Here is a 12,241-nt window from a genome sequence, read left to right on the forward strand (position 1 = left end):
CCTCATTTCTTATTCAAAATAATGATGTTTCTCCAAAAATTCTTTAGCGACGACGGACGGTTCTTTCAGCTTGCCGTCCACCTCGTAATTCAATTCCTGCATCGTTTCCGTATCGATTTTGCCGATCAGTTTATTCACAATGCCCTTCAGTTCAGGATGCTGCTTCAGCACGCTGTCGGGAATGACCGGCGAACAGTCATACGGCGGGAAAAATTGCTTGTCGTCTTTTAAAATTTTCAGATCGTACGCTTTAATCCGTCCGTCCGTTGAATAAGCGAGGACGGCGTCCATTTTCCCGTTTTTCACGGCATCGTATACAAGTCCGATCTGCATCGGATAGGTTGTGCCGAATTCAAAACCGTACGTGTCGGTAAAGCCTTTATAGCCGTCACCTTTTCTTTTCAGCCACGCATTGTCTACACCGAGCTTAAATTGATCCGCATGCTTCTTAATATCGGACACTTTGTCTAAATGGTCTTTTTCCGCAAGCTCTTTCGTGACGGTAAAAGCGTATGTGTTCTCAAATCCGTAAGAATCAAACCATTTGTAATGGAAGCGTTTCTCAAATTCTTTCTGTACGATGGATAATGCTTTTTTCGGGTCTTTTTCCGCTTCCATGCCGAGGGTGCTCGTTAAATCCGTTCCCGAGTAGCGCGTCGCGGCGATATCGATTTCACCGCCGAGCATCGCTTGCTGCTGGACATAGTTCGATCCGAGGTTTTTAATTAATGCCGTATTCAAGTCTGTATTGTGCTCAATCATCTGTGCGATCATATTGGCGATAATTTCTGATTCCGTCATGCTTTGCGCCCCGATTTTAATCGTATCATCGGAAGCCCCGCTCAGGCCGGGAAGGGAACAGCCGCCTAGAAGCAGAGCAGCTGACAGCGCCAGTGCGCACATCCATCTCTTTTGGTTTTTTTTCAAAACAGCCAACTCCTTATGATACTTCCTTCAGTCCTTTCAGCCCTTTCGGCGTCACCTTCCGTTCCGTCGCCGCTAGCAGATAATCAATGATAATGGCTAAAATGGTGACCGGCACGGCGCCGCCGATAATATATTCAGGCTGATAGAGATTCAGGCCGATAAAAATATAGTCTCCGAGCCCGCCGCCCCCGATAAAGGAAGCAAGCGTCGCCCAGCCGATCAGATAAATGGTGGATGTGCGGATGCCCGCCATGATCACCGGAACCGCAAGCGGCAGTTCCACAAGCCTGATCTGCTCCCAGACCGTCATGCCGATGCCTTTTCCCGATTCCAGCAGATTTTTGTTTACGCCTTGAATGCCGGTATACGTGTTCCTGAGAATCGGCAGCACCGAATAGAAAAACAGCGCGACGATCGCGGGCACCTTTCCCACGCCTAACAGCGGGATAAAAAACGCCAGTATCGCGAGACTCGGCAAGGTCTGCACAATGTTGACGGCGCCGATGACGGCGCCTGCGCCCTTTTTCATTCTCGTCAGCGCCACTCCGAGCGGAACGGCGACGACAATGCCTAATATGACGGCGATGATCGAAATGTATAAATGCTCCCACGTTTTATATAACAGTTCTCCGCCGTTCGTCTGCAAAAACTTAATCATTTCATTCATTGTAAGCGTTCCTCCCCTTGTCAGCCTGTCACCAGCTGGTCTTCCTCGCCCCAGATTGAATCGTAAACGATGTCGACAAGGCTCGCTCTCGTGACAATTCCGACTAAATGCCTTTGTTCATCAACGACGGGTACATATTTCATTCCGCGCTTTAAAATTTTGCGTACGGTATCGCGCAGCAGTGTCCCCTGCTCGACTGTATACAGATCAGAGCGGAGCACGTCGCCGACGAGGCTCGCTTTTTTCCGGTTCTGATCAATGATCTCGACATCCACATACCCTTGCAGCACATTCAGATCATCAACGACAAGCAGGGAATCGACACGGTGCTCCCGCATCACCTGTATCGCCTGTGAAAGCGTTTTGTCCGCCGTAACGGTGACAGGCTTTTTATTCATCATCTGCTCGACGCGTTCAATATCCGGTCTTGATTGCAATAACCGTTCTTTGCCGATAAATTCTTCGACAAACTCATTAGCCGGATTCCGGAGAATGTCATCAGGAGTGCCGGCCTGAACGATCTCTCCCGCTTTTAAAATGACGAGCCGGTCAGCCAGCTTAATGGCTTCATCCATATCGTGGGTTACAAACACAATCGTTTTATTCAATGTTCTTTGCAGTTTTTTGAATTCTTCCTGAAGGGAATCCCGCGTAATCGGGTCAAGCGCTCCGAACGGTTCATCCATGAGAATAAGGGGAGGTTCCGCTGCAAGGGCGCGCAGCACGCCGATTCTCTGCTGCTGTCCCCCGCTCAGCTCGTGAGGATAGCGGTCTAAATATTCCGGGCCCATATCGACGAGCTTCAAAAGCTCCCGCGCCCGTTCCTTCCGCTTTTGTTCCGGCCATTTCAGCAGTTTCGGCACGAGGGAAATGTTCTGCTGAATGGTCATATGAGGGAAAAGTCCGATCTGCTGAATGACGTAGCCGATTTTCCGTCTCAGCTCCACCGGGTCCTGCTCCATAATGTTTTCGCCATCGATAAAAATCTTTCCGGATGACGGCTCAATCAGTCTGTTAATCATTTTCATCGTCGTCGTTTTTCCGCAGCCGCTCGGCCCGATAAAACAAATAAACTCGCCTTTTTCGATATTTAAATCAATGCTGTTGACAGCTTTTTTTCCGCCTTTATAGACTTTTGATACATTTTCTAATCTCAGCAATCCGTGCACCTCCGAAGGGTTCCGTTATTTTTCTGAAAAGTATAATCTTTATTATAAGATGAAATTTGTAAAATAAAAAGTTTACAATGTGTTGAAATTATATACAATATACGTATTTTTTCATGTTATCCCGCTGACAATGCGGATGTTCTTACAATCGCTCCCGATAGCTCGCATATCCTGCCGCATCATCTTTTTCATCAACTGTAAAAAATATGATATATTGTCAGCATGAAAAGCCAGTGAAGGGATGATCAGCCGTGGAAAAAAACGCTCTTGATATCATCGGGCATGCTGAAGAGCATCTCATTGAGAGAATCGCCGAGAATATGCATACATTCGGAATGCCGGCCACATTGGGACGTGTGCTCGGTATTATTTATATGAACCGCAAGCCGATGACGTTAAATGAGCTGTCAGAGGCGACCGGGATGAGCAAAACGAGGATGAGCCAGGTGGTCCGCGAAATGACCGATGTCAATCTGGCTGAAAAAGTGTTTGAAAAAGGCGTTCGCAAAGACCTTTATGACGTCGAGCGTGATTATTACCAGACGTTTATCTCCCTGTTTACGGCAAATTGGACAAAAGCGGTCAGCAAAAACAAAATGCTCTATAAAAAGCTGAACCGCGAGCTGACTGAGCTTCTGGAATCGAAAAATCTCAGTCCCGATATTGAAGAAAAAGCCCGTCAGCTTTTGGATGAACTGACGGATTGGCTCCATTATTATGACTGGCTGAGCCGTTTGATAGAATTTTTTGAGAGTGAAGAAGTGTTTCAGCATGTGCCGAAAATAGAAAAAAGCAGCACCCGAAGATAACCGGGCGCTGCTTTTTTAAGTCAGGAAACCAATATCGGGAACATGCCTTTCAGACCGGCGCCGATCATGCCGATGGCCACCACCGCCAAAATCAGCCCCATCAGTCGGGTAATGACGTTCATTTCGGTTTTCCCGAGCTTATTGCTGATGAAAGATGAATAGTGAAAGAAGATGAACGTCATCGCGATGACGGCCGCAATGCCGATAAGCACGCTGATGTAATGGAAGATGCCGCCATGGCCGGCCGACAGACTCATCACCGTCGCGATCGTACCGGGTCCGGCGATAATCGGAATCGACAAAGGCGTCACAGATATATCGGCTTTCTCCTTGCTCTCCCCTTTCTCTTCATGATGGAGAGACTGTACATGAGATTTCTTCGCGTTCAGAAGATTATAAGCGATGCCGAAAATAAAAATGCCGCCCGCGATACGTAAGGCATGAATGTTAATGTCAAACAGTTTAAAGATCAGATGGCCGAAGATTAAAAAAGCCGCCAAGATGATAAACGACAGCACGGAAGCCTTGCGCGCGATCGCTGTCCGTTCTTTCTCCGAGTACCCTTCCGTCAGTGAAAGAAAAATCGGCACGTTTCCGATGGGATTGGAGACTGCAAACAGTGAAATGAAGACATGAATGATGAATGAAAACATGCGTACCTCCTTATGACTTGCCGTTATTGAGTTATGTTTTGTTCTCCGCTGTTTCTTATGCATGGTTTTTACCCCGGGGTCTGCTTTTTATAACCTCAGCCGGACAATCCGGAAACAGAAAAACCGTCCTTGTAAGGACGGTTTTTTCTGTTTGCTATCTCCATAAGCCTTTTCCGAATTTCAACAGCCGATAAAGCATTTTCAATTTTTTTAGCATGCGTTAATTTCCTTTTTCACTCTGAATCAATGCGCCGAGAGACATGATATCTATCAGCTCCAATAAAATTCTACCATAAAGGGTACTTTTTCTCTATTATCAATTCATAGAGAAGGTGATTTGTATATCTTTAGAAAACTCCGTTACATCCGTCCTATTTTCTTTTATAATGTAAATATTGAACAAAATCCCTATATTACTTGTAAAAGGAGTTTTAGAATGTATTGTTCTCAATGCGGCCATCATACTGATGGCGGAAAGTTTTGTGAAAAGTGCGGGGCGCCCCAGCCCGGGCAGGGAGGCGCAGGCCAAACGCAAGGCCAGGCCGCTCAGGCCGGCGCCGCGGCTAAGCAGGCTTCAAAGCAATTTGCCTTATTCGTGCTTGATGTGTTAAAGCAACCGTATCAAACATGTAAAACGACAGGCGGCGAACAGCTTGTCAGCAGCATCATCAACATGGTGCTTTTCTGCCTGGTGACGCCGATTATGTTTTATATTCTCTTATCAGACGGCTTTCGTGACGTCAGTTTTACCGCGATTGTGATCAAACCGGCGCTTACCTTTGCATTATGCGTTTTTTGCCTGTATCTCTTGACTTTTATCGCTTTGAAGGCCGGCGGCGCGCAGGTGTCATTTAAAGATTCGCTGTCCAGATTCGGGGCATTTTTGATTCCGTTTACAGCTATTTTGCTTCTTGCCCTCATTTTTATGCTGCTTCATACAACCGTTTGCTTCACCATTCTGGCTGTCGGTCTTTTAGGAGCGGCGTTTGCCGTGCCTCCGCTCATGCTGGCGAGCTATCAGCATCAGCTCACTACTAAGGCGGATATCATTTATTCTGTTATCGTCATCTATTTGATCATTTGCGTAACGTTTCAATTCACGATCAAGCATTATATAAAAGAACTCATGAATTATTTCTTCTTTTAAAAACGGAAACCCCCGCCGCCTGATTGGCGCGGGGGTTTATTTTATTGAATGGATGTTAAATAAATTCTTCCGTCTTTAACAATGCCGCCATACGTCCAATTGTATGTTCTGAGCTTCGGACTGCCGCCGGCTTTCGTAATATAAAACTCCTCGTACGTATGAATCGTCAGATGAGAGCCTTTCTGTGAAAAGCTTTTGACATTCACTTCATTAAATACTTCGGTCGTCCCCTCGCTGTGCAGTTTTTTGACCAGTTTCTGCTGATCAGCATACAAAGGGCTTCCCTCTTCTAAATTACCCTCCATGATCGCGAAATTGTTAAGGCTGACGGCGCTTGATTGGTTTGTCAGGTAATCAGTCATAAACGATGTGACTTGTTCATTCGTGAGGCTGCCTGAAGCTGTATTTCCTTTGGATGATGCCCATGCGGATGTATAGGTTTTCGGCTGGTCGTTTTTTATTTTTTTTACATTTGTCCCAGAAGAATCTGAGGCAGGGTCAGCTTTTTCGAAAACCCATTTTTTATGTTTTGTATCATATGAGAGTACATAGTGAAAGCTCGGCTCAGCCTCTTCCATATCAGGCTTCGTATTCCCGTCGAAATAAGCAGACTCATGAAGCTCTTTACCCGTAACAGTTACTTGCCAGCGGCCGTTCTCTTGAGAAATCGCAAATGAATCCAGATCAAAGCTTGTCTCTTTATACTGATCCTTCAAAAAGGTGCCGGAACTCTTCATGCCGGATACCACTTCTTTCGTCTGCTCTTTCCAGGCGGAACCAGCCTCGGTCATCTGATCGGTATTTCCGTCTGCCATCGCTTTTGTATACTGCTTCGTTGTTTTGACAATCGTGTCCATGATTGTTTGTTGTGTATCTTGATCCGGGATAAGCGTTAAGTCCACATCAGTACTGTTGATCGGGACATCGGCAGTTTTCATTTTCCCCCAAGGAAAATCAGCCTCCACGGCGGCTGTCATGGAACCGTCAGTTAAGAGCGGACCATATGTAACGGATGTAAACGGATCTTTATGGACAGACTTGCCGTTTATCAGCAGATCGCCTTTCGCGCTTTTGAAGCTGTCTGCCGGAGTGAATGTCACATCCTCGGCGTCTAACGGCAGGTCAAACTCAACATTCCGGCTGCCGGCCGCCTCTGCCTCTTGCTTTTTGACAACGTCAACCGTCTCATTTTTAAGCTTGGCTTCCGCCGTGTAGACACCGGGTGCATACGGGCCGAAGATTTGGGTTTCATCGGCTTTTTTGACCGTACCTGTTTTCTCGCTGTTGATATAAAGATCGGCGCCTTTATAATTGCTTGTGACCCGGAAATAAACCGGATCGACTTTCAGTTCGTAATGGTCAAACAAAAGAAGGGTTTTTCCCTCTTTTTTGACGTATACCGCATCTGTTTCTGATGAATTGCCGCGAAGCGATGCCAGCAGTTCATCGTGTTTCTTTGCGTATGCAAGGAGCGGTTTGACATTGGTCTCATTCAGCTTCAGTTTTTTGTCTGAAGGAGTGAGCAGGGCTGCGAGCTTTTTCGTGTCCCCGTCATGAACCGCCTGTTCGAATTGATCCGTGAGCCTTTTTTCAGATGTCAGCCAGGCTCCGGTTTTATATGCGGCAATCAATAAGATCAGCGCTGCGGCAATGCCGCCCCACATGAAGAGCGTTTTTTTAGGGATCGGCTTTCTCATTTGTGAAGCAGGTTCAGCCGCTTTTACAGCCGCCTGCCGCTCCAGCCGGCTTCCTTTCCCGATCGGTTTTCCGCATTCTTTACAGAAATGCGCTTCTTCATTGTTCTGCTGGCCGCAATGCTTACAAAAAAACATGACTTTCCTCCTATTCAATCTGCAAAACTTGTATAACTTTTCCTATGTTTCATATTTTATAATAAAGTAGAATGATTTTGGAGTTATTTTCAAAAATAGCTGTCGATCATAACAGAGGAGGAGAAACGGACATGCAAAAACTGAGCATCCGAAAAGCCGCGGAGCCGGATGAAGCACTGTATGAACTATTGCTGCTGGCCGATCCGTCGAAAGAGATTGTCGATGATTATCTTGTAAGAGGAGAATGCTATACGGCCTGGACGTCAGACGAGCTTGCAGGGGTTTACGTTTTATTGCAAACAAGGCCTAAAACGATAGAAATCGTAAACATCGCGGTAAAAGAATCGCTGCAGAACAGGGGATTCGGAAAACAGCTGGTGCGGGATGCCATTGAAAAAGCGAGACAATCGGGGGCTGACACGATTGAAATCGGCACCGGAAATTCCAGTATTCATCAGCTGTCACTCTATCAAAAATGCGGATTCCGCATTCAGGCTGTCGACCATGATTTTTTTATCAGACATTATGATGATGACATTTTTGAAAACGGCATTCAATGCCGGGATATGATACGGCTTTATTTGGATTTATGATAAAAAGGGCGCCGGCTGACATCGGCGCCCCTTCGTTTACCATTCAGACGGATTGATCCGCTTGTTTCTCTGTATTTCTTTGACTCCCTTGTCTGACTGAAAAAATAGCAAAAACGATCGTAAGGGTCAGTCCGACCGCCGCAAAAATATAATCCGCATTCATCAACAGCAGAAGCCCTGTGTAGACAGCGGCCGACAGCGGTTCACCCATTTTGACAATGGAAAAAATCAGTGCAAAGACCCTTCCGAAATATGCGGCCGGAACCGTCTTTTGGAAATACAGCACCGTTTGCACATCAATATACGAGATGATGATGCCAAGCACCAGGAAGATGATGCACTCAAACCCATGAAGGGGAAAAAACAGGAGCATAATGAGCAGTCCCGCTGCCGTTAACGTCCGCGGGTACAGCCGGTTCAAGCGTTTTGTATTCCATTTGAAAAATACGGCCAGATTGCCCAAAAGCATCCCCGCCTGAAACATTGAATACATGACGGCAAACCATACAGAATAGTTCTGCTGAAAACGCTCCACAGCAAGAATCGGCCCCATTACTGAAATAAGGCCGGCAATGACGAGATTTACGATGAAAAAGTATCCGACCGATGTCAGCCATGCCGCATTTCCTTTCAGCATTCTGTAACCGGCTTTTACATCTTCAGTTCCGTTGCTTTTTTCATCGGGCTGTTCTGAAATACGAATGAACGCGATAAATGCCGCAGAGATCAAAAAAGCAGTGCCGTTTAGGGCAAACAGCATCCCGAACGGAATAGCCGCAATCATGATCCCGCTGATCAATTTTCCGACGATGAGTCCGATCAAGTCACTCGTATTGATCAGAGATGTCGCCTGATCAAGATGCTGTTTGCGGACGAGCAGCGGAATGATCGCGACTTTCGCCGGCGCAAACAGCATCGATTGCAGAGATAGACAAAAGGCGCACACCCCGGCTATCCACACGGTTAATAAATCGTTCGCGCTGAGCACCGCCAAGAGGATCATAATGGCGGCCCGACCCGTATTGCACAAATACAAGATCGACTTTTTTCGGAATAAATCAATCAGCGGCCCCGCCAGCACGCCAAATGTCAAGGGCACGAGTTCGATAAAAGAAATAACGCCGACTAGAATTTTGCTGCCGGTCAATTCCAGCACTAACAGCGGCAGAGCAATGAGCCAGACCCCGTCCGCTGCTGAAGAAAACACCTGTGCACACCAAAGCTTTGCATAGTTCGGTGTTCGATATGTCATATCAGGCCCTTTTTTGATCCTCGTCATCAGATACACCGCCGAACCATTCCAGCGTTCTCCATGATTCCCGTCTTTCCGTATAATCCTCTTCCATCACCTCAAATACAATGCCGGTATCTTGATTCCGATAAAGCTCCTGCAAAGTATCGGCAGCCCGTCTCAGCAGCTCCTCAGCGATTGTCCCTTCACTCGGATGGCGGCCCTCAAAACAGCGGACGCCCCCATGCGGGAACGCAAGCTGGCGAAATGAGCTGAAGTGATAATGCTTAATGCTCTCTTTTATCGACAGAAACTGAAAGAAATCGGGATATTTCAGCTGATCATTTCTGAACATAAGCGCGGAAGATAAGTGAGTCTGATAGGTAATCGCCCAATGGCACAGATCCCACGTAATACCGACATGCTTCAGATCCAACTGCACCAGCTCTGTAAAATCCTCAGGATAAATGAAAATCGGATCAAAATCCTCTCCCAGATTCCCGATGATCGGAAGGTTTTCCACACCGATCCAAATGTCCGTCCCTTTCAGCCGCTCATCAAACTCCGCGAAAAACTCAACGATTTTTTTACGGTTTCCTTCCAGGTCATAGACTTGAAATTCCTCAACCGTCATAAATTGATTGGCATGAACGGTTATGCCTTTGGCGCCGTATTTCACAGCGAGCTCCGCAAAGTGATAAAGCTGTTTTTTGATGTGATCTTCATTCACATAATCGGCATGATCTGTCGGAAAATGCAGCGTTAATAATGAAGGATCAAGCTGTTTCGCATATTCCAGCGTCTGATTGAATGTTTTGAGATAATCCGCTTCCTCAAAGGAATGGCCGTCAAAAATATTCGCTTCCAGACCGTATCCCGCTTCCACCCATTTCTCATCGATTTGCTTCGGATCAAGTCCGAAAAACGGAATTTGAGCAATCATAGGACAGTCACCATGTTCCTCTCACAAGCATAAACGCTTCCGCAGCCGAAAAACCCGCTTTTGCTCCCCACACACGGGCATTATGTTCGATCGCCTGCAAAGAGCGGGGATGAGGGAAGTCTCTGAGCTCGGAACCGTAACACGCCATCGATTTCAATTTCGTTTCAAGCTCGTCTTCAATATTAACGAAGAAATTGGCATGAAACTGATCCTTCTGACAGTAATTCCATTCCGTCGAAGACAATGTTTCATAGGCAAAAACCCGTTTTACCGTATGACCGGGAAGCGGACGGGTTGCCGTCATGACCGCTCTGAATACGACGGAGTGGTCAATATTAATGTCACCGCCGTACTGGGTATACACAATGTCAGGCTGAAAACGATTGATTTGTTTCTCCGCTTCCTTCACGACATCCAGCAAATCCATTGAATCCATTCTGTTATCAGGAAGGTTCAGCCTGACAAAATCATGGATGCCCAAAGTGCTGAGCGCCTGCTCCGTTTCTTGATTAGAATGCTCCATAACGGAATCTTCAGGCTTTTTGTAATCCGTTTTTCTTGATGATTTGCCTTCCGCCATAATGACTGCCGACACGCTGTCACCTTGGCGGACATGTTTGGCGAGCGTGCCGCCGACGCCGATAATTTCATCGTCGGGATGCGCTGCAAATACCATTACTTTCATCATATTGCCCTCCTTTAACTAACATTTCGGCTGTATCCGCTCCGCAGTTCATCAGCATATCAAGCATGGAGAGGTGAGGGATATGCTCCCCGAATAATTGAGGATAGCCAAAATGTCGGATCTGCTGATACTCAATGACAATTCCGTTTCTTTCAAAATCGCTTTCTATTAAATAGTCGGAACCCTGACTGCCTGAATAATAACGGTCCGCCCCCAGCTCCTGACAAAGCGCTAAAACAAAATCGCTTTTTTTCTCCTTCCGGCATTCAAGCTCAGAGACATAACAGAGCGGCGTTTCAATTCGGAGCTCTTTTCGGAAAAATTCAATGATGTGCATATTCAAATCATGGAGATATTCCCACTCCCGCTGATAGACATCTTGAAAAAAATGCTGGTATCGCTCAAAATAGGGAGCTTTCGCATAGTTCATTTTAATCGCCATCCAATGTTTTTTCCGCCAATCCTGTGTCTGGTCGATTTTCATATGCCGAAGCTCTATGTCTTTATATTGTTTCATCTGCAAAGGCACTGTCAGCCATCTGGGGCCTTGCGGCGTTTTGATTCTGTTGCGGTTGAGAAATCCTTTTTTCTCAAATTGAGCTGTGTCATGAATGGCAAACAGATCCGACTTATACATTTTTTCAAAAAAACCGTACCACGGCAGATAACTGGATTGATGGCCGCTTATTGTTTTCATTCCGGTTTCGTAAAAAGTCGGCATTGTTTTTCTTCAGCTCCCCAATATCGTTTCGGTCTTGCGATTTCTTTACTGTGTGAATAGCCAAAATCAGCCCATTGAAGCTTGCGGCAAATGGCGAATTGCAGGGCGTCACGCATCAATAAGTAAGAGGCCTGCGCTTTTTTTCCCGCCAGGCTGTTTACATTCTGCCAATAATAGAAATGAGAGCGGTCATAGAGAAAAATACTGCTGCTGATCAGCGTCTCATCCTGATATGCTCCGATCCAAAACATTCGGTCCGCAAACGTGTCAAGCAGCTTTTGGAAAAAGCCCTGGCTCAGCACATAAGCCGCGCCGATTGCCGATGTATGCTCTTTGTAGAGGTCATAAAACGCGCCAAGTTCTTTTCGCCCGATCAGCCGGGTGACAATATTCTCTTTTTCAGCGTATCTGACTGCTGTCCGGGCTTTTCCGGAAATGCCCGTCCAAAGCTCGTCAAACGTGTCCGGAAGCGAAAGAATCCGTGTCGCCTTTTCCGTCCATCCTTCCCTGATTTCTTCTGTAAAAGAAGTCTGACCGTACGGCAGCAGCATCCGGGATATGTTCCGGCCGAATATGGCCTGGATTTCACTTTGAAGCCATTCAAATGAGATGGGGCGATCTGAAATAACGCCGCCGTATCCGATCATATTGCCGGATAATACGCCCTTCTGTTCAAAAAGCGGAAGATAGATGACCTGTCCTCCGTCCGTTGTCAGTCTGACAGGGTGAAATGACGTGCCGGGAAGCTCTTCCATGAGGATTCCCCAATCATAGCTTTGAAACAATCCCGCCTGATACATGTCAGCGGCCCGATCCCATGCCTGGCGGGTCGTGCATACTGCTGTTTTTTGCATATTTATCACC

Annotated in this window: 13 protein-coding genes; 3 read left to right on the top strand and 10 right to left on the bottom strand. The window is 46.6% G+C overall.

The features are described 5' to 3' along the window. Positions 1 to 9: 9 nt before the first annotated feature. From opuCC to opuCA, 3 genes are read right to left on the bottom strand one after another with little or no spacing between them, the layout of a single operon-like run. Positions 10 to 903 carry an osmoprotectant ABC transporter substrate-binding lipoprotein OpuCC gene (opuCC, locus tag V7728_RS01535; protein ID WP_087920808.1) on the bottom strand — a complete coding sequence of 298 codons (894 nt, stop codon included), beginning with the start codon at positions 901 to 903 and terminating at the stop codon, positions 10 to 12. A gap of 37 nt (positions 904 to 940) precedes the next feature. Next, a complete protein-coding gene (locus V7728_RS01540; protein WP_003151654.1) occupies positions 941 to 1,594 on the bottom strand; it encodes an ABC transporter permease in 654 nt (217 codons plus the stop codon). Positions 1,595 to 1,614: 20 nt separating this feature from the next. Continuing rightward, positions 1,615 to 2,754: an osmoprotectant ABC transporter ATP-binding protein OpuCA gene (gene opuCA / locus V7728_RS01545; protein WP_099567093.1), complete on the bottom strand. Its 1,140-nt coding sequence runs from the start codon at positions 2,752 to 2,754 to the stop codon at positions 1,615 to 1,617. Between the two features lie 260 nt (positions 2,755 to 3,014). On the opposite strand from opuCA, the gene V7728_RS01550 reads away from it, so the two are divergent. Beyond that, positions 3,015 to 3,572 (top strand): GbsR/MarR family transcriptional regulator, encoded by a 558-nt coding sequence (locus V7728_RS01550; RefSeq protein ID WP_099567094.1) that lies wholly within the window; start codon positions 3,015 to 3,017, stop codon positions 3,570 to 3,572. 20 nt (positions 3,573 to 3,592) lie between these two features. Here V7728_RS01550 and V7728_RS01555 read toward each other — a convergent pair whose 3' ends face one another. After that, complete coding sequence (locus V7728_RS01555) at positions 3,593 to 4,225, bottom strand: NAAT family transporter (protein ID WP_007409973.1); 633 nt, start codon at positions 4,223 to 4,225, stop codon at positions 3,593 to 3,595. Positions 4,226 to 4,661: 436 nt separating this feature from the next. Here V7728_RS01555 and V7728_RS01560 point away from each other — a divergent pair, with 436 nt between their 5' ends. After that, positions 4,662 to 5,372: a hypothetical protein gene (locus tag V7728_RS01560; RefSeq protein WP_099567095.1), complete on the top strand. Its 711-nt coding sequence runs from the start codon at positions 4,662 to 4,664 to the stop codon at positions 5,370 to 5,372. Positions 5,373 to 5,413: 41 nt separating this feature from the next. Here V7728_RS01560 and V7728_RS01565 read toward each other — a convergent pair whose 3' ends face one another. Next, positions 5,414 to 7,204 (bottom strand): zinc ribbon domain-containing protein, encoded by a 1,791-nt coding sequence (locus V7728_RS01565; RefSeq protein WP_099567096.1) that lies wholly within the window; start codon positions 7,202 to 7,204, stop codon positions 5,414 to 5,416. Positions 7,205 to 7,335: 131 nt separating this feature from the next. Here V7728_RS01565 and V7728_RS01570 point away from each other — a divergent pair, with 131 nt between their 5' ends. Further along, entirely contained in the window at positions 7,336 to 7,797 is a 462-nt protein-coding gene (locus V7728_RS01570) for a GNAT family N-acetyltransferase (RefSeq protein ID WP_082998451.1), read from the top strand. A gap of 43 nt (positions 7,798 to 7,840) precedes the next feature. Here V7728_RS01570 and V7728_RS01575 read toward each other — a convergent pair whose 3' ends face one another. The 5 genes from V7728_RS01575 to V7728_RS01595 are packed head-to-tail and all read right to left on the bottom strand — an operon-like array spanning position 7,841 to position 12,231. Then, complete coding sequence (locus V7728_RS01575; RefSeq protein WP_082998450.1) at positions 7,841 to 9,076, bottom strand: MFS transporter; 1,236 nt, start codon at positions 9,074 to 9,076, stop codon at positions 7,841 to 7,843. Then, positions 9,051 to 9,971: a sugar phosphate isomerase/epimerase family protein gene (locus V7728_RS01580; RefSeq protein WP_082998449.1), complete on the bottom strand. Its 921-nt coding sequence runs from the start codon at positions 9,969 to 9,971 to the stop codon at positions 9,051 to 9,053. The genes V7728_RS01575 and V7728_RS01580 overlap by 26 nt, the downstream gene beginning before the upstream one ends. Positions 9,972 to 9,978: 7 nt before the next feature. Continuing rightward, positions 9,979 to 10,656, bottom strand: a complete 678-nt coding sequence (locus V7728_RS01585) for a PIG-L deacetylase family protein (protein ID WP_053574060.1) — start codon at positions 10,654 to 10,656, stop codon at positions 9,979 to 9,981. Then, the gene (locus V7728_RS01590; RefSeq protein ID WP_007409964.1) at positions 10,619 to 11,377 is read right to left on the bottom strand and encodes a WbqC family protein; all 759 of its coding nucleotides are present in this window, start codon (positions 11,375 to 11,377) and stop codon (positions 10,619 to 10,621) included. Before V7728_RS01590 ends, V7728_RS01585 begins: the two co-directional genes overlap by 38 nt. Next, positions 11,350 to 12,231 (bottom strand): GNAT family N-acetyltransferase, encoded by an 882-nt coding sequence (locus V7728_RS01595; RefSeq protein ID WP_015240612.1) that lies wholly within the window; start codon positions 12,229 to 12,231, stop codon positions 11,350 to 11,352. Before V7728_RS01595 ends, V7728_RS01590 begins: the two co-directional genes overlap by 28 nt. Positions 12,232 to 12,241: the final 10 nt, after the last annotated feature.

This window comes from Bacillus sp. JHAA (assembly GCF_036961585.1).
Classification (GTDB): domain Bacteria; phylum Bacillota; class Bacilli; order Bacillales; family Bacillaceae; genus Bacillus; species Bacillus velezensis.